This is a genomic window from Algoriphagus jejuensis (assembly GCF_039523455.1).
Lineage (GTDB): Bacteria > Bacteroidota > Bacteroidia > Cytophagales > Cyclobacteriaceae > Algoriphagus > Algoriphagus jejuensis.
The window spans coordinates 111986-135475 of record NZ_BAAAFI010000004.1; the positions used below are offsets into that span (position 1 = coordinate 111986).

19 protein-coding genes are annotated in these 23490 nt (G+C 48.2%); 5 read left to right on the top strand and 14 right to left on the bottom strand.

Annotated elements, in window-relative coordinates; genetic code table 11:
• Positions 1 to 41 precede the first annotated feature (41 nt).
• Genes ABD031_RS05970 through nrfH form a run of 4 tightly spaced genes read right to left on the bottom strand, consistent with a single transcriptional unit; the run spans position 42 to position 6647 of the window.
• Positions 42 to 3146 (bottom strand): cytochrome c biogenesis protein, encoded by a 3105-nt coding sequence (locus tag ABD031_RS05970; protein ID WP_343849440.1) that lies wholly within the window; start codon positions 3144 to 3146, stop codon positions 42 to 44.
• A 31-nt stretch (positions 3147 to 3177) separates the two neighbouring features.
• Positions 3178 to 4497: an alginate export family protein gene (locus ABD031_RS05975; protein ID WP_343849442.1), complete on the bottom strand. Its 1320-nt coding sequence runs from the start codon at positions 4495 to 4497 to the stop codon at positions 3178 to 3180.
• Positions 4498 to 4509: 12 nt separating this feature from the next.
• Positions 4510 to 6003, bottom strand: coding sequence for an ammonia-forming cytochrome c nitrite reductase (gene nrfA / locus ABD031_RS05980; RefSeq protein ID WP_343849443.1), 1494 nt, complete (start codon positions 6001 to 6003; stop codon positions 4510 to 4512).
• Between the two features lie 2 nt (positions 6004 to 6005).
• Positions 6006 to 6647 (bottom strand): cytochrome c nitrite reductase small subunit, encoded by a 642-nt coding sequence (gene nrfH, locus ABD031_RS05985; protein WP_343849444.1) that lies wholly within the window; start codon positions 6645 to 6647, stop codon positions 6006 to 6008.
• A gap of 130 nt (positions 6648 to 6777) precedes the next feature.
• Between nrfH and ABD031_RS05990 the strand changes: the two genes are divergently transcribed.
• The 5 genes from ABD031_RS05990 (at position 6778) to ABD031_RS06010 (ending at position 11122) form a co-directional block, all read left to right on the top strand.
• Positions 6778 to 7584: a metallophosphoesterase family protein gene (locus tag ABD031_RS05990; protein WP_343849446.1), complete on the top strand. Its 807-nt coding sequence runs from the start codon at positions 6778 to 6780 to the stop codon at positions 7582 to 7584.
• 130 nt (positions 7585 to 7714) lie between these two features.
• Positions 7715 to 8647 (top strand): aldo/keto reductase, encoded by a 933-nt coding sequence (locus ABD031_RS05995; protein WP_343849448.1) that lies wholly within the window; start codon positions 7715 to 7717, stop codon positions 8645 to 8647.
• 156 nt (positions 8648 to 8803) lie between these two features.
• Entirely contained in the window at positions 8804 to 9829 is a 1026-nt protein-coding gene (locus tag ABD031_RS06000) for a zinc-binding alcohol dehydrogenase family protein (protein WP_343849450.1), read from the top strand.
• Between the two features lie 3 nt (positions 9830 to 9832).
• Positions 9833 to 10648, top strand: coding sequence for a TIM barrel protein (locus tag ABD031_RS06005; protein WP_343849451.1), 816 nt, complete (start codon positions 9833 to 9835; stop codon positions 10646 to 10648).
• A 132-nt stretch (positions 10649 to 10780) separates the two neighbouring features.
• Positions 10781 to 11122 carry an L-rhamnose mutarotase gene (locus ABD031_RS06010; protein WP_343849453.1) on the top strand — a complete coding sequence of 114 codons (342 nt, stop codon included), beginning with the start codon at positions 10781 to 10783 and terminating at the stop codon, positions 11120 to 11122.
• Positions 11123 to 11210: 88 nt separating this feature from the next.
• Here ABD031_RS06010 and ABD031_RS06015 read toward each other — a convergent pair whose 3' ends face one another.
• The 10 genes from ABD031_RS06015 to ABD031_RS06060 form a co-directional block, all read right to left on the bottom strand.
• Positions 11211 to 11873, bottom strand: a complete 663-nt coding sequence (locus tag ABD031_RS06015; protein WP_343849455.1) for a hypothetical protein — start codon at positions 11871 to 11873, stop codon at positions 11211 to 11213.
• A gap of 138 nt (positions 11874 to 12011) precedes the next feature.
• Positions 12012 to 12635, bottom strand: coding sequence for a response regulator (locus ABD031_RS06020; RefSeq protein WP_343849457.1), 624 nt, complete (start codon positions 12633 to 12635; stop codon positions 12012 to 12014).
• Positions 12636 to 12710: 75 nt separating this feature from the next.
• On the bottom strand, positions 12711 to 14801 hold the full coding sequence (locus tag ABD031_RS06025; protein WP_343849459.1) for a histidine kinase dimerization/phosphoacceptor domain -containing protein: 2091 nt from the start codon (positions 14799 to 14801) through the stop codon (positions 12711 to 12713).
• A 304-nt stretch (positions 14802 to 15105) separates the two neighbouring features.
• On the bottom strand, positions 15106 to 15879 hold the full coding sequence (locus tag ABD031_RS06030) for a hypothetical protein (RefSeq protein ID WP_343849461.1): 774 nt from the start codon (positions 15877 to 15879) through the stop codon (positions 15106 to 15108).
• Between the two features lie 75 nt (positions 15880 to 15954).
• Positions 15955 to 16989: a bile acid:sodium symporter family protein gene (locus ABD031_RS06035; RefSeq protein ID WP_343849663.1), complete on the bottom strand. Its 1035-nt coding sequence runs from the start codon at positions 16987 to 16989 to the stop codon at positions 15955 to 15957.
• Between the two features lie 129 nt (positions 16990 to 17118).
• On the bottom strand, positions 17119 to 18603 hold the full coding sequence (locus ABD031_RS06040; protein WP_343849463.1) for a mandelate racemase/muconate lactonizing enzyme family protein: 1485 nt from the start codon (positions 18601 to 18603) through the stop codon (positions 17119 to 17121).
• Between the two features lie 55 nt (positions 18604 to 18658).
• Positions 18659 to 19612, bottom strand: coding sequence for an RraA family protein (locus ABD031_RS06045; RefSeq protein ID WP_425542714.1), 954 nt, complete (start codon positions 19610 to 19612; stop codon positions 18659 to 18661).
• A gap of 80 nt (positions 19613 to 19692) precedes the next feature.
• Positions 19693 to 20967: a mandelate racemase/muconate lactonizing enzyme family protein gene (locus tag ABD031_RS06050; RefSeq protein ID WP_343849467.1), complete on the bottom strand. Its 1275-nt coding sequence runs from the start codon at positions 20965 to 20967 to the stop codon at positions 19693 to 19695.
• Positions 20968 to 20985: 18 nt separating this feature from the next.
• Positions 20986 to 21918: an RraA family protein gene (locus ABD031_RS06055; RefSeq protein ID WP_343849468.1), complete on the bottom strand. Its 933-nt coding sequence runs from the start codon at positions 21916 to 21918 to the stop codon at positions 20986 to 20988.
• 57 nt (positions 21919 to 21975) lie between these two features.
• Positions 21976 to 23490, bottom strand: coding sequence for a SusD/RagB family nutrient-binding outer membrane lipoprotein (locus tag ABD031_RS06060; protein ID WP_343849470.1), 1515 nt, complete (start codon positions 23488 to 23490; stop codon positions 21976 to 21978).

Consider the following 23490-nt stretch of genomic DNA (forward strand, 5'->3'; position numbering starts at 1 on the left):
CCAGGAGAATCCGATTGCCGACACCGCTGATGCCTCCCCAATCACACCAGCAAATCCATCTTTTCTTTCGCAGTAAGTTTCTTGAATCTCAGCACAGCCATCACAGACACGATCGCCAAAAACGCCACCACCCAATACACCCAAATCGGTACCGGTACCGGATCGCCCTTGGCATAGGAATGAAGTCCGGAGAGGTAATAGTTGACTCCAAAGGAAGTCATCACGATGGACGAGAAACCCCAGAGACTCGCCAAATTATAAACTATCGCAGAGCGAGTCGCAGGCACCAATCGCAGGTGAAGGATGAAGGAATAGACCACCACCGAGATAAGCGCCCAGGTTTCTTTTGGATCCCAAGCCCAGTACCTCCCCCAGCTTTCATTTGCCCAAACCCCGCCCAAAAATGTCCCGATCGCCAAGAGAAACAGTCCGATTGTGATCGACAATTCGTTGACCGCGATAAGTTCTTTTTGCGCAAGCCACCAAGAGGTTTTCGGCTGTGCAGGTTTACTGATCAACAAGATCAGGCTGAGCAGCCCGATGATCGCCGACAGTCCCAGCGGCGCGTAGCTACTGACAATGATCGCAACGTGGATTTTCAACCAATAGGAATTGAGCACCGGCATCAGGTTGGTGATCTCTGGATTGAGCCAATCCAGGAAGCTCACGAAGAGCAGGGTGCCGGAGAAAAGCAGTGCCAGAGGAATGGTGAATTTCGATTTGGCAGAAAAGACCAGACCCGATAGCAACACCCCCCAGGCCACGAAAACCAACATCTCAAAGCCATCGCTCCAAGGCGGATGCTTGGCAATAAACCAACGCAACAGAAGATGTAAGGTAAACGCCAGCCAACCGATCCACGATAGGGCTGCGCCGATTTTCCACAAAACCCGAAGCGTCTTGCCTTCCTTGAAAAGCATCGCGATACCCAAGCCCAGCATCCCGATTCCCAAAAGCCAAAAAATGCCAAAGAGCCTATTGCCGAGGTTGATCTTGGTGTAGAGCAGCTCAGCGTCGATCTCGAGCTCGCCGGGATAGACTTCTTCCCCAGCCTTACGTTGATACAGGTCGATGTAGCTCAAAGTCTCCTCCGCTTCGTTCCAGTCACCGGACTCCAGCCCATTGACAAGGGCCCTGAGATACATGGCACCGATATTTTTCACAAAAACCCCATCCTCTTCGTCGAAGCCCTCCGTAAACTGCTGACCGGTGTACCAGGTGTTATTGTCATCGAGTCGATTGGGGTAAATTTTCAAAAAATCACCGATCAACACGCCGTAAAAAATATTGAAGCGCTCGTCGACTTTAAGCAATTCGTTATGTCCTTCGCTGCGCTGGGAAGGCTTGAGTTTATTCGCTTCCTCTACCACCCCGGTGAGTTTGTAAGCTCCTTCTTCTCCCACAAAATCCGAAAAGCTCACGTAGTCCGCTGGCATTATCTCCAAGATTTCAAAAATCTCCAAAGCCTTTTTGGCGTCGATTTTGATCAGTGGAATTTTAGTCCAAGTCTCCGGATCGAGCTGGGCCGCAAGTAGAAACTGCTCCGGACTGAGGCCCACTCTGCCTGCAGGAAGATCAAGCTCCATCCGGGATTTACCATAGATTTTCCGAAGGATTTCATTGGCTAGGGTGTTCAGAGGCTTCATCCGGCCGTCAAGATCCTGGACAATCAGCCTACCGTAAGCTTTGGATTTTTCCTCCGGGATTACCTGAATCTGCAAACTGTCTTGCGCCAAAACCGTGAGGCTTTGAACTAAAAAAACAGCCGTTAAACTTGCTGCTTTATTGAATTTTCCCAAGCGGGAAAGTATAGTCTGAAATCGGCTGCCCTTCGCAAAAAGCGTCCAAAACATGCCGACAGCCAGCAGGGTATACCCAAAATAAGTAAGGTAAGTGCCAGGTCTGTCCTGATTGATGGAGAGCACTGTGCCACGCTCATCCGAGTCGTAGGAAGACTGGTAAAAACGGTATCCGCCGTGATCCAAGACGGTATTCATAAAGATCCGAAATGGCCAGGGTTCCTCGTCGCCGTCCTGCACCATCACTTCGCTGGCATAGCTACTCGGGCTCGTCGAACCCGGATAGCGCTCCAACTGAAAATCATTCAAATACAGCGCAAAGGGCAATACCTGCGCTTTTGGGCCGTAGGTAAAGCGGTAATTTTTTTCCTCAAAATCAAAATCCACCCACTCCGGACTTCGGTTGACTTTGAGGAAATAGCCGGTCTTTAGCACCTGCATGGAATCATTCAAGACACTGACTTTCACCCCGTCCAGAAAATCCTTGGCGATTTTCTCGTCAGGCTCGGCAGTGAGAATCTTACTCACATTCTCCTGAATCGACCGGACGACTAAGGCTCCGGATTCCCACTGATAAAGCGTCCGCTGCTTGAGTGGTGCCACGACAGCAGAATCCTGCGTCCCCATCTGCTGGGTACTCATCTCCATGAGTTGGAGCGGAAAAGAAGAAAGCAACTGCCAACCGGAATCAGTAGGAATGAGTTGAACCTGTGCTTCGGGAAGCGCAGAGGTGCTGATCAGCAATTCGCCGACCTCGAGGTTCTGCCCTTTTTTGACGGAAAAATCCTGGCGGTTGCCCTGATCCAAAACTGAAAGCTCCAAAAGTGTCTCCGTACCTGGCCCAAATCCCTCCCTAGCGCCTTTGATGTATTCCTCGGCTTTGAGGTAGAAGGTCTGCCCATTCAATGTAAGCGGGTAGGCGTTCGGCTCAAATACCTTGGGGATAAATTCCTGATGGGAAAGCGCCAGGTTACCCTGGGAATCGCTGAGCTGAAGGTAATTTTCGGCACTGTAAAATGTGCTCTGCGACTGCCCTTCCCGGATGTGGATTACGCCCTCTTTGGCGAAATAGCGAGTCACTCCCGCTCCGATTATGATGACAACAAATGCGGCATGAAATAGCCCAATGGCAAATTTCTCCTTGGAAAACAGCCTGTATTTCTTGGTGTGAAAAAGAAAATTAACTGCCAACCATCCCATGATCAGCTCAAACCACCAAGCCTCATATACCAGGTTTCGGGCGACAAGGGTACCGTAGTCATTTTCAATAAAAGTGGCCACCCCCATGGAGATGGCCAAGCTAAGCAATAAGACCAGACTGATTTTTGTAGAAAAAAGAAACTTCATGCGCGGTGATTCAACCTAAAATAAGGTGAGGTTATTGTAATACTCCAATGAATTTGGCTTTGGATGTCGGTCTGAAAACCACCATCAGGTATGCCCAGTTTTGTTGATTGCTCAACATTTGAGGATGGAGAGACCTCATCGTGTCGGATAGGAAATATTGGCTGTATCCACCCTGTAGCGATACGGCTTCGTGGATGATCCAGCCAAGGGTCAGGTCCAATTCTCCACCAAGGTTCTTGTCTTTGGTTGCTACGCTTTCGGACGGCAACACGGTATCTGCATAGGCAGAGAAGCTATGAAGGTCTATTTGCATCCAAAATTTTGGATTGAATTCGAATCTGCTACGCAGGAAAAAGTCCTTTAATCCAACGCTGTTTTCCCACGTATTGCTGACAAAAAACCAATCGATGTAGCCGTTATAGAGGTGGTTGGTACCGTACTGGAGAGAATAAGAGTTGTTTTTGTCGCTTCCCTTCGCATCCGAGCCGCTAATCAATTCGAATCCGACCGTTGCCCTCCATTTTTTCCCATCCTCCTTACTCATCAGCAACTGGCTGACTTGAGCGCTGGTGTTGAAAGCGGAGACCTGCTTTCCGTTGATGTCCTTTCCAAACTGGCTATAGAAATATCCGCTCAGGGTGGTATTTTTCAGCGTTGTTCTCAGCATGGGGATGCCCAAGGTTTGCCGAAATCGCACGCCATCATCGATGATCGTGCCTGCGGCGTCTTTGGTCGTCCATTGTCTCCCTTCGTTCCAAAAGAGCAGCGTATAATCCACCTTGCCGAGTACATTTTCGAAGCGAACCAGCTGAGCGGTTCGGTATTGATTTGGGACCGTAAAAATATTTCCGGTGAGTGCCTGACCATCTTGATTGAATCCTCCACCAAAGTGGAGCTCTGCTTTTTCCTTTTCGTATTTTACCAAAGCGAAGTCATGGGATCTCGCCTGAAGCGCCCAATCAAGATTTCCCATGAAGCGGAAATTGTCGTAGTTAAGCTCCTGTCGGCCTAGTTTTACTTTCCAATTTTCTCCAAAATCAACCTCCCCATAAGCCTCATGCAGAGACAAGAATCCATCGGTAACGTTGGCCTGCGAGGTACTTCCCCAAGTTCGCACATCCTGCACGCTCATGAAGAAGTTGAACCTATCCAGTTTATAATTGGCCTGTAAGCGTGCCCGGTGGGCGATAAATCCAGCAGGGTCTAAGCCCTCAGCTATCGGCTTGTTGTAGCCATTTCGAAATTCACTTCTAATCAGGATCTGTCCATCCACATTAAACTGGGCAAAACCTTGGAATGGGATCAGTAAAGTCAATCCTACCAATCCTAGGATTATTTTGTAAACCTTCATGTCAATTGATGATTATTTGCTGCTGACGGTTTTCACAGGTTTTTGGGCTTCGCGAGCTTTTCCTTCTTTCAGCCATTGAGGCACAACCTGCTCCAGAAAATCCTGTTTGGCCGCCTGCTCCTTTGGTATGTCCCATCCCACGTAGGCTTGGAGCGCTTGCTTATTTTTGAAATCCGGCATAGGTACCGGCTGGTTGAAACCCAGACTTGCCAGCAAACGGGTGAGGTCTATCCTGGTGTTTTGGATGATCTCAGTCGCCGATGTCACGATTCTGCTCGTTTCCAATGGCGCATGAAAAGCCGCTCCGTGTGAGGCGACCGTATAGTCCCACCTCCATTGAGCATGGCGAATTCCTTTTTGGATCTCGGCCATCTGCGCCTCAGTCGCTCCGAGCTCCCAAGCTTTAGCGGCTTCGATATGGGCCTTGGCGATCAGGATTTGCAGGCTTCCGGTACCCTCCTTGATTTTGCGCTGGCGCTCGTACACATCCGTCACGAGATCATCGACCTTCTCCCGGTGACAAACGAAGCAGGAGTTTTCGACATTGGCGAGCGGCGACCCGATATGGTGGTTGGTGAATTTCTGTCCTCCCTCAGTCTGGTACGGCATATGGCAATCGGCACAGCTTACGCCTCGCTTGGCGTGTACGCCCATTTCAAATAGTTCGTAGTCCGGATGCTGAGCCTTCAGCATCGGAGTCTTGCTCAGCGGGTGCACCCAGTCTGCAAACTCGATATTATCGTAGTAAGACTCCATGTCCTCGACATCCATACCGTCTTTCCAAGGAAAGGTTAAGTACTGCGCATTCTCCAGGCCTGGCTTTTTCTTGTCAAAATAGTATTCGACATGGCACTGCGCACACACAAGAGAGCGCATTTCCTGATGGGAGGCTTGATTGATGTCCTTACCCATAGCATCAAAAGCCTCGATCAAGGCCGGCCGTGTAATTGTCAACTGCATCGTTTGGGGATTATGGCAGTCCGCACAGCCGATGGGATTGATGACTTGGGGACCGAAGTCAGACCACTTTTGACTGTAATATTCCGCCACGCCCATTTCACTCATCAGGCGGGGAACGTCCGGGCTTTTACAAGTCCAACAAGTAGATGGCATGGGGCCGTCTCCAGCCTCCATAGGAGCACCTGTTCTCAGGATATTTGTGATATCCTCGATCGCCCAAGCGTGGCCCTTGGGTGCGTTGTAGTTTTTGGAAAACGCGTAACCGGCCCAAAGCACCACCAGTTCAGGATCCGATTCCAGCATGTCTTTGTGGCCAGAGGTGCCATATAGGCTGTGAAAAGTCGTATCTCTGGTTTTTTGATAAGACTGATACTGACGGGGGTAATTTAATCCCCACACAGAATCGCGCGGCTCAATTCCCTCGATTTCCACCTTAGGTTGATAGGCAAACTTCGCTTCGGATTTACGCTCAAAAATAGTCACGGCCAATAAGGCCAAAAGAAAAGCAGCGACTGCCGTGACGGTAAAAAGGATCCAGTTTTTCATTTTTACTTGGGGTTGGATTTCTGTGAATTCATGGACTCTTCGAGCCAGGAGGGGATTACGGAGAGGTCTTCAGGAGAATACTCTTTGATGGGTTCGATCTGTGCACCGACAGCAGAAAGACTGCGAACTCGGCCGTGGGGCACATCCCGATGACACTCCCAGCAGGTACGGTCGGTACGATTGGCAGTATGATCGACGACAAAGGTTTCCATTTTGGCATCCGTCACCTGGTCTTGATGGCAGCGGATGCAGTTATTTTGGATGACTTCGACGGAGGGCTGTCGCGCTCGGATCACCTGCGGCTCGGCTCTCATCGTGAAAATAGTCGCATGGTAGAGTCCATCCTTTGCTTTGAAGAAGTACTTATTGGCTACGTTATTATGTGGAACGTGACACCCATTGCAATCGGCCACTTCGCGGTGAGAGCTGTGCGTCCAGGTGATGTATTGAGGCGTCATAAGATGGCAGTTGACGCAGGCCTGCGGATCATCCGACAGATAGGATGCTGCGTTGGAAAAATCCAAAAGAAATATTCCCATTCCAACCATCACCGCCACAACAAAGGTCGCCGCCGGCCTCCACTTTCTAGGTGGAATAAGGCTTTTCGAAAAAAGAAATCGCTTTAATTTTTGAGGTAAGGCCACCGTGAAATTTTTTATTTAGCTAAAACTACCGAAGCTTTTTACTCCATTCCATGACTAAAGTCAAGAATTTTAAAAAACTGTAAAGAATTTGACACCTGTTTTTGGGTAAAAAAACCATTAATTTACCTCCATGCACCGACGCCCTTTTCTCCAAAAAATGAGCTTGCTTGGCTCCTCCCTCTTGACACTGCCCTTGGCGTCTTTTGGGAAATTTGAAATACCAAAAGCCGCCAGCCTCAGATTCATCACTGCTTCAGACGGGCACTACGGCCAGCCGGACACGGACTTTGAAAGCTCACACCGGCAGCTGATCGCAGCGATCAACCAAGAAAAAAATGTCGATTTTGTCGTTTTCAACGGTGACCTGATCCATGACGACCCGAAATGGATGCCTGAAGTGAAAAAAGTTTACGACACACTGAAAACACCATATTATACGACGCGAGGCAATCACGACCGAGTTTCGGAGGCTGCTTGGGCGCAAATCTGGGGACGGTCTGCCAATTATGGCTTTGTGTCCAAAGACCAGCATGGCATCATCCTAGCCAGCTCATCCAACGAAAAAGGGGAATACCTCTGCGTCGATGTAGGCTTTCTAAAATCCCAACTCGAGGCCTACAAGGACCTATCCCATGTTTTCCTTTTTGTCCACATCTCACAAAATGACTGGACTCGCCACGGAGTTCCTTGCGAAGAGGTTTTGAATCTGATCGCCAGCTACCCAAATCTCAAAGCGACTTTTCACGGTCACGACCATGACGTGGACGGGATCATGCTCTATAAGAAAAAGCCCTTTCTCTGGTCAGGTCATTTCGGCGGCAGCTGGGGCAATCCCTTTCCAAGCTACCGGGTAGTCGAAGTCGGAGAAGAGGGCAAGACGGCCACTTACCTCAAGACTGTGAAGGATGGAATAGTCCTGAACGGGCATAATCTTTAGCTGTCGGGTTGAGCGTGATTGAAGCCTATCCACGAAGCCCAACATCTTACAAACACACATGACAGTGTCCTGTCAAAATTCTTTTATATTGGACTCCCAAGCTCAAAACCCAACTCACCTACCCCTACCTATGCAGTACCGGACCCTTGGAAAAACCGGCTTAGAAGTCTCTACATTGGGATTTGGCGCCTCTCCTCTTGGAAATGTCTTTGATCCAGTCGATGAAAAGGAAGGAATAGCTACCGTTCACTATGCACTGGATCACGGTGTCAATTTCTTTGACGTGTCCCCATTTTATGGCTTGACTTTGGCTGAAAGCCGCCTGGGAAAAGCCCTGGAGGGAAAACGAAAAGACATCATCCTGGCGAGTAAATGCGGTCGATACGACCTGCAGGACTTTGATTTCTCCCGAAAGAAAATTCTCCAGAGCATCGACGAATCCCTCGTTCGGCTGAAAACCGACTACCTGGATCTGTTTCAACTTCATGACATCGAGTTTGTGGACAAGCGGATAATCCTCGAGGAGGCGGTTCCTGCTATTCAGGAAGTGGTTGCCTCCGGCAAAGCCCGATTTTGGGGCATCACTGGACTGCCCGTGCGCTATCTCGCCCAGATCGTGAGAGAAACCAATCCCGACACCGTGCTTTCTTGGGGCCATTACAATCTCCTCGAAGATGAAATCAACGACGAACTGGTTCCTCTGTCCGCGGAGTATGGCTTCGGCTTGATGAACGCTGCGCCGCTGATGCAGCGGATTTTGTCAGATGGCTCATTACCACCTTGGCATCGCTCCCCTGATGAAGTCAAGGCGATTCAGCCTGTACTGTTAGAGCTGTGCAAGTCTTATGGAGTCAGGCTGAGTGACGTGGCTTTGCGCTACGCTATGGATCATCGGGACATTGCCACAACCATTGTCGGTATGTGTGAGCTAGCGGTGGTCCAGCAGAATGTCGCCGCAGTGGATTTCGAAATTCCAGCAGAACTATTGGCTAAGATAGAGTCTCTGGTTGCACCCGTGAAAAACCAGATGTGGTTTGAGGGAAAAGAAGAAAACAATATCTAGTATCAAGTAGCAAGACGCCAGTATCGAGACTTAAAACGCTAGATCTAAGAGACTAGAGTCAAGAAACAAGACAAGTACAAAGTCGAGTTCATTAAAGCAAGTATCAGGGAAATTTCACCGGTCGCCCAAATCGTAAATCACAATTCATAAATAAAAATGAAAGCACTTTTTCTAACCGAGATCGGAAAATCAGAAGTCCGTGATATCGAAAAACCATCGCCCAAAGCCGGAGAAGTCCTGCTGGAAGTCGGGATGGTAGGATTTTGCGGCGGAGACATGAACGGCTTCAAAGGCCTTTTTCCCCTACAGGAATACCCAAACATTCTTGGCCATGAGGTCGGCGCACTTGTTTCCGAACTAGGCTCGGAAGTTCCTGATCATATCCAGCTCGGCGACAAGGTGACGCTCTATCCCTACTTGGCCTGCGGCACCTGCGTTGCCTGCCGAAAGGGTCGACCAAACGCCTGCAAAACCAACAAAACCATGGGCGTTCGTCGTCCAGGCGCGATGACTCGATACATCTGCGCGCCTTGGGAAGATCTGTTCGTCTCAAGCAAACTCAGTCTGCGCGAGCTTGCCTTGGCTGAACCACTCACCGTCGGTTTCCACGCGGCGTCAAGAGGCCGAGTCGGTGCTGAGGATATTGTAGCCGTGATCGGCTGTGGCATTGTCGGCTTGGGCGCTGTCGCCTCCGCAGTCAACCGAAACGCCACCGTGATCGCCATCGATCTGGACGACTCCAAACTGGAAATTGCCAAGAAAATCGGCGTCCAACACACCATCAATCCAACAAAGGTCGATCTTCACGAAACCCTTCAAGCACTCACAAACGGGGATGGCCCAGATGTCATCATCGAGGCAGTTGGTAGCCCACACACGTATCGAAGTGCTGTCGAAGAGGTCGCCTTCCTTGGCCGGGTGGTGTGCATCGGCTACGCCAAGGCGCCGGTCGAATTCAACACCTCGCTTTTCGTCCAAAAGGAAATCGAGATTCTTGGATCCAGAAACTGTGTCGGCAAAGCAGATTTTCCAGAAGTGATCTCCTACCTGGAAGCGGGCAAATTTCCCGTGGACGAAGTGATCTCCAAAGTCATCTCCATCAACGAAGGTCCCGAAACGCTGAAGTCCTGGTCAGAAAATCCCCAGGGAATTATCAAGATTATGATTGACTTTGACCGATAAGCTATGATAAAATCCGCCGTTACTATCGCGTTGGTTCCGGAGATCAAGTCAGGGCCTTGGATCTTTTGGGAAGATCTGGAGAAAGGTCTCGAAAAAGCCGCCACACTTGGCTTTGATGCTGTCGAGCTGTTTACCGCTTCCGCCGATGCGCTTGATGAAAACCTTTTAACCAACCTACTCCAGAAACACGGACTACAACTTGCCGCCGTGGGAACGGGTGCGGGTAAAGTCATCCATGGATTGACGCTCACAGATCCTGATCCAGAAGTTCGCCAAAAGGCGATATCCTTTATTTCGGAGATGATTTCCTTCGGTGCAAAATTTGGCGCACCGGCCATCATTGGCTCCATGCAGGGCAATGTGCTACCAAACGGAAACCGCGAGGAGACGATGAATTGGCTGGCTGAAGGCTTGGCCATGCTGGAGAAAAAGGCCGCGGAATCCGGAGTATTTTTGATATATGAACCGCTCAACCGCTACGAGACCAACCTCCTGAACACGATGGAGGCAGGAAGTGTATTTCTGGAAAAAACTGGATTGGAAAACACCAAACTCCTGGCCGACCTCTTTCACATGAACATCGAGGAGGTAGATATGGCGCAAAGCATTCGCTCTTATGGCAAACACATCGGGCATGTCCACTTCGCCGACTCAAACAGAAGACCGATTGGTTTTGGCCATTCGGACATTTCCCCTATTGCGGAAGCGTTGAAGAAAATCGACTATCAAGGTTATGTCTCTGCAGAAGCATTTCCCTATCCAAATCCCGACGCTGCGGCGGAACAGACGATCCGAGAGTTTAGGAAATGGTTCAGATAAAATTGATTTACGATATAAGATTTACGCCCTCTCGGGCAACTCTAGTCGTAGAATCGAAAAGCTCACCCTTCACAAACATCCTCAAAATCCTGTTTGAGTCCGTAAATCGCAAATCAAAAATCTTAAATCCAAATGAAACGCTTCTGCCTCACCCTTGACCTGATCGACGATCCAGAATCCATCCGCATCTATGAACAGCATCACGCTCCCGGCGCGGCTTGGCCACAGGTCACCCAACACGACATTGACTGCGGGATCCTGAACATCGAAATCTTCCGCACCGGCAACCGGATGTTTATGATCTTGGAGACGGTGGATGAGTTTACTTTTGAGAAAAAGGCGGAGCAGGATGCTGCCAATCCCATCATCGCCAAATGGGAGGAGTTGATGTGGGGTTTTCAGCAACCCATCCCCTGTGCAAAACCCGGAGAAAAGTGGGTGCTGATGGATCGGATTTTCAAGTCTGGGCTTTAGTAACGGAAAAAGGAAATTAAAAAAACCAGCCACTTAAATAGCTGGCTTTCGCCTCTGGTTTTTGGGTTATCCCCTGCAGTTCTGCCCGTCAAACTTTTGTTGTCGGTCTAACAGCTCCTGATCCATGCTTGACTGGTGTTGGGCCAGCTAGTTCCTTCATTTTTTCTTCACTGAATTCCCCTTCTACCTGCACGGTGTATTCAAACTTGTCAGTTGGAAAACCTTTGTGAACCAAATGAATTGTGGTGATCTTTTCAGCCATATCCGCAAGCACAAATCTCGCTTCATCACCGTCCGAATCTTTCCCTTTCTGAATTGATTTTTCCTTTTTGTTGAATTGCTCCTGCTTGTCAGTAGCATACTTTGCACAAACACAGATATCTGCTCCAGCTTTACCATCGGTTTTTTTGATGGTCACGATGACTTTGTCAAAAGGAGATGGAGCAACAATAAAAGTCCGCTCAGTAGCGATTAATGTCCCGGTCACTTTTTTGGTGGGAATTATCAAATCTCTTGCCCCAATCTTTCCACTGCCCTCTCCCGTGATCACACCGTAGGATTTAAACAGATCAGTTTGCAGATCTAATGCACTGTCGATTAATTTATTCAACTCCTTTTGAGAGCTCCCCGACCCAGGGATGATCACATCCACGAATACTTTCGCGGCTTCTTTTCTGAAATCCTGGTATCTATCCAAGAAGTCACCTGATACTTTGATCAGTGAAGAAGTAAGACTTTGACAACTAGCCATAATAGTTAGATTTAAAGATGAAAAATAATTACAGCTCAAAGATCAAAAATGAATGAGCGAGCTCTCTTACCCTTTTGGGTGATATCATGTTGGGATCATGTAAACGAAAGCAAAAAAATCAGAGCATAGACTCTGCGACTACTTCCTCATCAATTCCCGCAACCGTACAATCGCAGAAGTTCTGGAAGCCACTTCCAATTTCAGGTAAAAATTATTAATGTGTTTTTTTATTGTGTTGATCGATACGAAAAGCTCCTCGGCAATTTGCTGGTTGGTTTTCCCGCCATAGATCAACTTTAACACCTCAAATTCACGGAGGCTGAGAGGGCTTTCGAGTTGTTTGTTTATTTCTTGAAGACTAATGCCAGGATATCCTGGATTGTTTGTAAGCGCAAAATTCGAAATGGCAATTTCCAGCGTTGCCACTATCGTATTCTCATTAAATGGCTTGACGATATATCCCCAAGGCTTCACCAATTTTGCCTGCTCAATGGTCTCTCTGTCCGCGTATGAGGTGAGAAAAACAAAGGGGATAGCATACCGCTGGTTAATAAATTCTGCAATTTCTATCCCGCTCATTCCGCCTCCAAGGTTGATATCCAGAATCGCCGCATCGGCGGCTCTCGTTTCCAAAATAGCTTTGGCTTCTTCGTCATCGTATGCGATCCCACAGACCTTAAAGCTATGATTATTAAGGTAGTGCGCGATATGCTCTGCGATCACAGGTTCATCCTCCACGATCAAGACTTGAATCTCACTCATCTGAAAAACTAGATAAAAACTGTATCAAACCTCCTGAAGACCGAAACCAAGAGACACTCTGCATTGGAAACCGAACTACATATGACTCATTTTCTGAATATGCAACAGGGTGCAGGCACCATTGTCATTAAAGACTTCCAGCTTTGCTTTCAGCTTTTTTGCAAATGCCTTGACCAGTTTATAGCCAAAAGAATCGGATGTAAAAACATTCATTCCAAAAGGAAATCCTACCCCGTTATCCTTCACTTTCAAAAGTATTTCGGATTCTGAATTCTTTAAAGCTATCTGTAACTTCCCATGGTCATTGCCTTTGAACGCATACTTGAGTGAATTACTGATCAATTCATTCAGCACCAAACCAATCGGTATCACCATCTCAACGTCAAGCAGCAGAGGATCGATATCTGTTTCCAGTACAACGCTGTTTTCCTGGGGCTTGTAGGACTGAAAAAGGTTCTGTACAAGCTTATCGATATAGTCGTTCATTTCAATTCCTATAAAGTTTTCCTTCTTATATAGATTTTGATGAATCAGCGCCATGCTGAAAACCCGGTTTCTGCTTTCTTTGATCGCCTCCGAAGCCTGGCTGTCTTTTATCCAAAGTGATTGCAGATCGAGCAGACTAGAAATAACCTGAAGGTTGTTTTTTACGCGATGGTGTATTTCCCTGATCAGCACCTCCAGGTGATCCGCCTGTTTTTTGATGATCAGCTTCTTTGCCGACTGCTGTCGATACAATACAAGGATCAACATACCAGACAGCAATAACAGCGAAGCTCCGATGATCAGTTGCATTCGGATTTTCCTTTCTTTTGCCAGCTGAATTTCCTTCAGATGATTTTCCCGGGAAAGGGCTTCTTTCAACGCAAGTTCGTTTAAAAGTTGCGAACTCTTGAGTTGGTTTTCGCTCGCTAATAACCTATTGTATTGCCTGGAACTGTTGACCACTGAGTCCTTCAACAGGTTTTCCCTTGTCAGGGCTTCTCTGATTGCCTTGGCTTCAGCCAGCCTGAGCGCACTTAATTCGTTCTGTGCGCCAAGCACCAGGATATCCTGATCCTTCTTTTCCGTTTCGTATTTTGCCTGAAGGTCCAGCAAGTTTTCCCGATGCTGAATCTGGATAATACTGTCCTTCAGCGTAAACAGCCTATCCGCTTCTCGGATAGCGGCTTGCGTACTATCAGTTTGCTTGAGTAGGCGGTACGCAATCAATGTATTTGAATAGAGCTGGACTATGTCCGTGTCTTCTTCCAAGAATTTCTGGTTTTTTCTGATGTAAACAAGCGCCGAATCGGGTTGCTGTGCCTCTTCGTAGAAATTTGCGATGTAATTGTTAGCAAGCAGGGCTTTTTCCCTGTGGCCACTGTTTCTTAGTTCCACTTCTACCGCTTTCATAAATGCGACTTTATGGTCCAAGGGCTGTGTCTTCCAATCAATAAAAAGCATGCTATGAACCGGGTCTTTGGAAAAATCGCGTTTCGAACTTTGCATCATTTCCGCTCTCTCACTCAAAAGACCGGCGAATTGCTCAGGTTTTCCCCAACGAAAATACATATCTGCAAACTCACTAAGCAAGCTCCCATGATCCATCCTAATGCCAACAGGCTTCGTAATTCGATATGCATCTAAAAAGTACTGCTCAGATTCCTCATAGGCATCAACTTTTTTATACATACAGGCAATCAGGTAATATACCGACCAGTTTTTATAAGGATTCTCCCGGTTGTTTAAAGCCTCCAGTTGATGGTAGGAATGCAGTGCAGAATCGGTTTGATGGAGGTTTTCAAAAAGTCGCCCCTTTAGATACAGGTGCTTGTAGTTCAGTTCGTACGAATTGGACTTTGCGGCATGAGGGCTTGCGATTCTCAATAAGGAAAGTCCGTTTTCATATTCTTGTTTAAAAAAAGACACGTAGGCTTTTTGGATAAGATAGTTGGCGATAAGCAAATCGTCACCTGTTTTGGCAGCGAATGGATATCCTTTCTCGAGAAAAAATTCAGTACTGTCAAACTTCCCCCGTTTAAACTGTTCAAGAGCTAGTTGAAATAGCGAATCTGCTTTTTCTCGGTCTGATTTTAAGAAAACAAACTTGTCATCAGTTTGATGTGCGGCTGCTGAAGTCATTGTACTGATTGCCAGCAACAAATAAAAAATGCAGATTTTCATGACGGATTTCGCTTCTAATTAAATTTACGCTTTAGTCCGCTGCTTATTCAATACAAAGATAAATATCCCGTTAAAATTCATTTTTAATCCGATAAAACGGATGATAAGTACATAGGCAAGCAGAAGAATATTCCGTCAGAATCATTCTTGACAATGGGGGTTTCGCCGGAGCTACGCTATTCGCGATTTGCAATTGTAAGCTGTTGTCTAGGATTTGTAATCCATTCCTTTCTCCGAGTTAAAAACTCTGCTCTAAGGCTTTGAAATTACTCCCGATTATCTCGGGTTTCGGAGAGCGAAAATCTTATTCCTTCTTTCGAAACTTCTCCTCCAAGACTCCTTCCGGCACGACTGCTCCAACCGACCAAGTAAAGCCCTCCCACTTTCTGGAAATTTCCCTTGGCGGCCCATCATCCACAGTCACTGTGTACTGTCTGTTGGTACCCAAGGCGAAAAAATGACCTACTTCAAGATTTAAATAGGCCGAATTGAACATGCGGATCTTGGAATGAACTCCGGTTTTAAAGAAAAAAGGACTTTTGGTCTCCGAAGTAAGCGAGTACTCGAGTTGCTCCTCTCCTTCTCGGATCGTTCCGGATCTAGTGTCATCATCTTTTAGAAAAATCAGCGAACAATTACTCGTGAGAAAAGCCCCCAAACGGATATTCTCCTTGTCCCCGGTCGGAATGTCGTAGCGAAATGTAAAAGGCAACACCAAAGCGGCCAAGTCCGAATTCAGCACATACTCCTCCCTTTCCCAAATCGGAAAGTAAACTGCGCTGGACGTGTGGTGATACAAAGACAGCCCCGACTCCAGGGACAAATTCCCCTTTCTATACCCAACACCCATTCCATAATACAAGCTTAGATCCTGCATGCCGGAAAAAAGTGGATCCGGATTCTGACCATACCGCATGCCAAATTGGGGCAGCAAAAAAAAGCCATCGTCATTGCTCAGTTTCCGGTAAGTTTCCTTCCGCTCTAATCGCCTGACCTTTTTGACGGTATAGGTTTGTATTTGGGAAAAAGCGGTCGAAGTGATGGCGAAAAAAACCAAAAAGAGGGTCGTTCTAGTCATTGGATGAATGGGATAAAAAGCTACACTACAAACTAAATTTAGTCCTGTTTTAGTATAGCCGTTATTATGATTTTTTTATCCCTCCTTAGGCTCCTTCTTATGCCAGTAGGAAGCCAAGATAGATCCCGAGATATTCATCACAGGCCCAAACACCGCCGCGGCCAAACCAACGGTGGCGATCTTTCCCATCTCTTTGGCAATTCCCGAAGCTAAACCGGCGTTTTGCATCCCGACTTCAATGGCGACGGTGCGACAGTCTTTTTCCCTCATTCTAAAAAGCTTTGCAAATCCATAGCCGATACCATAGCCCGAAAAGTTGTGAATCATCACCAAGCCGATCAGCAACATCCCGATATCCAACAAAGCATCTCGACCCGCGGCCGTGATCACGACGATGATCAAGCCAATTCCGATCATAGAGACAATCGGCATCGCTTTATCTAGCCAGGCAGATTTCCCTCTGAAAACTTTGTTGAAAATCAATCCAGCACCAATCGGAATAATGATCATCTTGAAGATGTCCCACATCATCTTGACCAAATCGATTTCGATAAATTCCCCAGCCAACATTTTCATCAAAAAGGGGGTCATCAGCGGCGCAAGCATGGTGGTCACTGCGGTTAAGGTGATGGAAAGCGCCAAGTTTGCTTTTGCCAGGTAAGTCATCACATTACTAGCCAAGCCGCTCGGCGAACTGCCCATCAAGATCAATCCTGCTGCGATCTCCGGAGGCAAGCCACTCAACCAAGCTAGGGTTAACCCAAGCAAAGGCATAATCATAAACTGCGCCCCTACTCCGATCAGTACCGCGTGAGGAGTCTTGACCACTCCGGCAAAGTCACGGATACTCATCGACGTCCCCATCCCAAACATGATCACTTGGATCAGGGGGGTAATCAAACCCGTGAACTTGTAGCCATTGTACTCTTGGAAAAATCGGGGGTAAAACATCGCCATCGTCACTGCGGCAAGAATCATCAGGGAATAGGTCAATCCTTTCAGCGACTCATAGCCCCTACTTCCAACTCCCAAAAGAACAAAAAACAGGATCAACAAAGGGCCAATCCAGGCGGTGAGTGAGCCTATCCAGGCTCCACCAGCCAAAAGCAATACAAAAAAGGAAGAATAGAGCGCGTAGGGATAAAATTTGGAATTCAATTGAGCGGCATTTTGGGTGAGGAGAAATATAAAAAATCTCCGCCGAAAAGCACTTGCCTTTCAGCGGAGATCAAAGTGAATTTAGCTGTAAGTCCGATCGTGGGATCGTTTTTCGTTCCACATATCGGTCGGTGCGAAGTACGACTTGTCAGACGGATGAAGGTGCGCTTTGATCACTTCCTCATTCAGGTCGATCCCTAAGCCCGGTGCATCCAGCGGAACTGGCGCGTAGCCTTTGTCTATCATCTTGCCTCCACCTGTCATGGTCACCAGATCCTCCCACCAAGGGATATCCACCGAGTGGTGCTCCAGCGCAAGGAAGTTTTGCGTAGCAGCTGCACAATGGACATTTGCCATGAATGAGACGGGCGTTCCAGCTTGGTGCATCGCCATGGAAATCCCCTTTTCCTCGGCATAATCGGCAATTCGCTTGGTCTCCAAAAGCCCGCCCGAAGACGCCAGATCCGGATGTATGATATCCACGGCGTGATTGTCTATCAGGTCTTTGAAGTATTGAAGCAGGTAAATATCCTCACCGGTCGTGGTCGGTGTATTCAGGGCATCGGTGATGGTCTTGTGCTGTTGCCATAGCTGCCAAGGCACCATATCCTCCAACCAGGCCAAGCGGTATTTGTCGAGCGCCTGCCCCAGTCGAATGCAATTGTTCAGATCAAAGTGGCCATAGTGATCCGTAGATATTGGAATATCATAACCTACCATTCCACGTACGTGATCGACAATTTTTGCCAATTCGTCCAGACCTTTCTCTGTGATTTGGACTCCTGTGAAAGGGTGTGCGGTGTTAGAATAAGACATATACCCGCCAGACCATTGGCTTTTGCCGAGCTTAAAAATCTCCGGATTCACGATGCATCCCGGTATGTCCATGATTTCTCCGATCGAGACATCCATCTTCAGCCATGTATACCCCTGTTCTTCTGTCCTGAATTTTATCAACTTCAACTGCTCTTCCGGCGAACTCGCTTCCGGAGTATCGGCATATAGTCTGACCGAATCGCGATATCTTCCCCCTAGCAGTTGCCAGGCCGGCACATTGTAGGCTTTGCCGCATAGATCCCAGAGTGCCATCTCCACTCCACAAACACCACCGGCTTGGCGGGACTGACCTCCAAACTGCTTGATGATTTTAAAGATCTTCTCCACATTGCATGGATTTTCGCCGAGAATCCGGCTCTTCAACATCAGTGCATACTTGGGATCGGCCCCATCCCGCACTTCCCCCAATCCGTAAATGCCTTGGTTGGTATCAATTCTCAGAATTGCAGTTCCACCCATGACAGCGGTATGCGCATACCTCAGATCGGTGATTTTCAGGTCGGACGGAGCTGAGGCTCTGCGTACATTTTTGGTCGTCTCGGCCATCGTGTCCTCGATCCCGAGCCCCATCAGTGCAGTCAAACTCAGGCCACCAAGTGCGGTTTTCTTCAAAAAGTCTCTTCGATTGTCTTTTGTAAACGGGCTGTCTATCTCCGCCTGCCGCTGTGCGGTGTATGCTCGCTCTTGCTCCTTATTCTTTTGGATGAGTTGTTGTAATGTGCTTTTCATTTTAGAATGATTTTGGGTTATTGTTTTTTTGAAAAAAATGGAAGAAAAAGAAGGGCTACCAATTCCTTTCCTTGAAATAATTGTCCAGCTCGGCTTTGGACATAGGCAATTTTCCTGGGTAGTTTTCAAGCCAACTCAGAAAATCCTTTTTGATTTCATCTGTCCATTCAGAATCAATCTGCCCGGCAAGGTATTTCCCTTCGCGCAAGCGCAAATGCCCAAACTCATCCCGCAGTCCGGTGACTTCCGAGGTGATCACTAGATCTTCCACGAGATAGGCTGGGATAAAGATCACGCCATATTTCTTTGCCAAAACCACATCTCCCGGCAAAACAGTAGCCCGGCCTACCCGAATCGGCGTATTGATCGCGCTGAGCATCATCTGCTGGATGTAAGATGGATCCTGCCCCTTCATCCAGGCATTGAATCCGTCGATCTCAGACAGTCCTTCCTGATCACGCACAGAGCCGTAGAAGATCACCCCACGCTTGGACTTGGCATAGATCGAGTTCCCGAGATTGTCACCGATCAGCGTCCCGTCTGCGATCTTGCCATAGCCGTCAGCTACATAGACGTCGCCATTGGTGAGGATATCAATGGGCCAGGAGTTGGTTCCTCCTTTTGGCGACCTTCCTTCTTTGCCGACTCCCTGCTCCGTGACCTGTTTTTGATAATCAGGGCGCAAGGGCATGTATTGGGCGGTGACCACCCGACCGGTCATCGCTTCATCCGGCAACATGATCTGCCAATCTCCTTCGTACTGATTTTGGAACCCTTTGTTTCTAAGGACTCCCCAGGCCTCCTCGATGGAGATCTTTTTCAGACGCTCCAAGATTGAATCAGAGACCTTGGGTCTGCCGTCCGGGAATCGCTCTCCCGTCCATTCCGAGGTGAGAGCTTTGATGTAATCGGGCGATGCACCGACGTTTTGTGAAAATGCCTGTGTCGCCACCCCTCCAAAAAGGAGATTCAGGACCAGCAAGCGAATAAATCTTGTATGTTTCATGATTATTAGTTATTGGGTTATTGAATATTTGTCTGTTGAAAACTGAGACTGATCACTGGTTCCTGACCACTGAAAACTAGATTTCATTCAAAAAAAGGAATGCCAGGGACAGCATATTTCTTCATGCCTTCCTCGTTGATCTCGACACCGATTCCGGGTTTTTCCGACAGGGTGATAAAACTATTTTCTGTTCTCGGCCCGTCGTAGGTCACGATGTCCTGCCAGAGTTGATCCGTGTCCATATAGATCTGCCACTCCATAATCTGAAAATTAGGAACCGAAGCGCAGACATGACAGCTCGCCATGGCTCCCAGGAAGGAAGCAACCATGTGCGGGGAAAAAGGAACGTAGTATAGATTGGCGAGGTTGGCGATACGCTGAGCCTCTCCAAGTCCTCCCGCTTTCTGAAGATCCGGCATGATGATATCGACCGCATGGTCAGATAAAATCCGAGTGAATCCATAGGCCAGATAGATATTTTCTCCGGTACAGATAGGCGTGGAAGTCTCCTGCGTGATCTTCTTATACACATCAATATTGTCCGCAGGGACGGGTTCCTCCAGCCACATCAGATTGAGGTCCTCGTATAGCTGGGCCATTTTCAATCCGGTGACTGCATCGTAGCGTCCGTGCATGTCCACGCAGATATCGATATTCGGCCCCACCTCCTGCCTCACAGCCGCGATGGCATTGTACATCCGGTCGATTTCCATGGGATTGGCTGTCCAGTTGAAGCGATCATATTTGTTGGGGTCTCGGGCATCATCGACATCAAACTTGACCGCGTTGTATCCTCTCGCGACCGCTCCACGTGCGGCTGCGGCGTAGTCTTCTGGGGTTGGATTGGTGGAAGTATAGAGGGCGGTATCGCAATAGACACGGATTTTATCTCGGAACTTTCCTCCCAAAAGCTGGTACACAGGCAGACCAAAAACTTTTCCCGTCAGATCCCAAAGGGCTGTCTCAATGGCCGTCAAAACCGCCACATACACACCGGATTGTGCTCCGCCAAAGAAGGCACCTTTACGAAGCTGCTCCGCCAGACGATTTGGATTCAAAGGGCTTTGCCCTTTGATCTGATCACCCAGTCTCTTGACCATATAGTAGGTCCCTTGGATTGCGTCCACCGCCTCTCCACAGCCCCAGACATCTTGATTGGTATATATTTTCACATACACCGCACCACGAACATACCCGCATTTTACATCTGTGATCTTGAGATCGGATGGAGCGGAGGCTTTGGGAGTTCTTTCGACTGCAGCTTCTAAACCACTTCCAAAAGTGCCCAGAAAGGCTGCGCCAGTGAGGCCTATACTTTTTTGAAAAAACGCTCTTCTATCTTGTATTTTTGGGTTCATTGGTTTTTTGATTTTGGTTTACCAGGTTCGGTTTTTTAAGTATTCTTGAATTTGCGCTTTCGGTACAGGCAGCTCGTCGATGTGGTCGTTGAGCCATTGGGAAAAGTCCTTTTCGATCTCGTCAGACCAGCGGGTATCGATCTCTCCAGCGGTGTATTTCCCCTCTCTCAACCGTTCGTGACCAAACATGTCACGAAGACGAACAATCTCTGAGGTGATCACCACTTTTTCTACCAAGTGGGCAGGTATAAAAGAAACTCCTCCATCTCTACCCAAGACCACATCTCCCGCCATCACAGTCGCCTGACGGATACGGGTAGGTTGGTTGATACCGACGAGCATCGTATTGAGGTTACCGGGCTGATTGTGATGGGAAGGATGGTAGCTGGTATAGTAGGATGTAAAGCCACCGATTTCTTTCAATCCGGAGATGTCTCGGACAGCACCGTCATAGACGATCCCATTTCCAGACTTGGCAAAGATGGCATTGCCGACATTGTCGCCAATTGTCGGACCATTGACATGTACCCCAAACTGATCCGCCACATACACATCGCCTTGGACCAAGAGATCCACAGGCCAGGAGTTTTGCCCACGCTTACCCGCAGCCTTGCCTCGCGCATCGATCGCATTGTGGATGTCTGGTCTGCCCGGCATAAAAGTTGCCGTCACTGCTCTCCCTATGAGTATGCTGTCTGGGTTGATGATTTCCCAGCCATCGGCATACTGATAGAAGTACCCGGCACCCTTCATCACTGCCCAGGCTTCGTCATGGGTAACGAGTCGCATTCTGCGGAGTAAATCGTCTGAAACTTTGGGACGGCCATCTTCAAATCTCTCGCCTTTCCATTCGCTTGTGAGAAAAACCAGTTCGTCTTTGGTGATTTGCTGCGCGGCGGAAAAAAAGCAGGCTGTCAGCCAACAAAGGCTAAGTAATAGTGTTTTTTTCATGAAAGGTAAATTTTGAGATATGAAAAAGCAGCCCAGAAAATCTGGGCTGCTCTACTCTTATTTATGCCACCAGACTTTGGTTGCCAAGTCGTCGGGGCCTTGGGATGAAATAGCTGCCCCAACATTGCTTGAATTCACCGAAATCTCTGAGTTTGGATAGGTCAAGCGGTTGATAAAAGGCACCTCACGTCCAGGAAAAGGATTTTCCTGGAGCACCGGAAAACTACTTCTTCTGAAATTGGCGAATGCTTCCGGACCATTCAGGAAGGAAGAAATCCAATATTGCGTGTTGATCTGCTCCAACGCCTTGGCGGGATCAAATGGATTCGCAGCCAAATACTGATCAATCGCGGCCTGTGGAATCGTCGAGGCAGGATCGATGGAACTGATCTGATTCATGTGTGCGACCACGGCGTTTTTGTAATACTCTTCAGCCGTGCCAGTCGTGATCCATCCTCTGGTGCGAGCCTCTGCGAGAAGCAACAGATTTTGGGAAGCCGTCACCAAGAAATTCGGTGCCTGTAGCTTGGTGATCCTTCTACGGTCAACCTGGGCAAACTCATAAAAACTGGCCAGACCTGCGTCTGCTGCAGCCTTGACAGCGCCCGCGTTGTCGTTACCCATTGGCATACCCTTCTGAATCGCAGGATCGGAACTGGCATTAGCCGGCGTCTGCTCCGGGCCGGATTTGGCTCCTACATAGGTGACCGCAATTGCCCGAAGCCGTGGGTCAGCGGTACTTTTTAAATAGTTGACAAATGGCGCTGTAAGGAAGAAATTGGAGGCTTCGGTTGAGTTGAGCATGTTACCAATCGGGTTGGTATAGTTAGCATCATGGGCTATAAGTGCATTTGCAGAATTCTCCAAAAACACTCCGGCAGCGACTTTAGCAACAGTCTGCTGAGCCAACGTCGGATTGACCTTACTCATCCGCATTCCTGCTCGCAGCAAAAGGGAATTGGCATAAGCTTTCCATTGGGGAATATTGCCTTTGAAAAGAATGTCGGCTGTTTCAATTTTTCCTGTCAAACTTAGCGCAGCCCCCGCGGCCTCCAGCTCCTGGATAATGGCGGGATAAATCGCCTCCTGAGCATCGTATGAAGGGAAGAATATCTGATCCGAATAGCCCTTGCCCGCCTCGGAAAACGGAACACTTCCATAGGTATCCGTGAGGATTATGAACGCATGAGCCTGAACAATCCGGGCCATATTATAGACATTGGATTTGGCCGGATCATCCTTGGTACGGCTGATGATATCGCCTGTATTTTTGATGACGTTTTGATAATAATTCTGCCAGTTTGCCTGCGTAGAGGCCCGGTTGTCCTGATTGTAATTGGCGCCGGTGAGTACTCCTGAGTTTGGAGAGATCACCTGTTGGACGATCCCTACTTCGTAAATTAAAGTACCCGTGGGATGGGCAAGACCAAGTGTAGCCGCATTGAGTTGAATGACCGGATCGAGGGTAGTCGCCCTCACTTTATTGGTATTGAGCTCGTCAAAGCCCTCATCGCATGAGCTGGATACAATGAAAAGCATCAAGATAGCCAGATAGTTATATGTCTTTTGCAT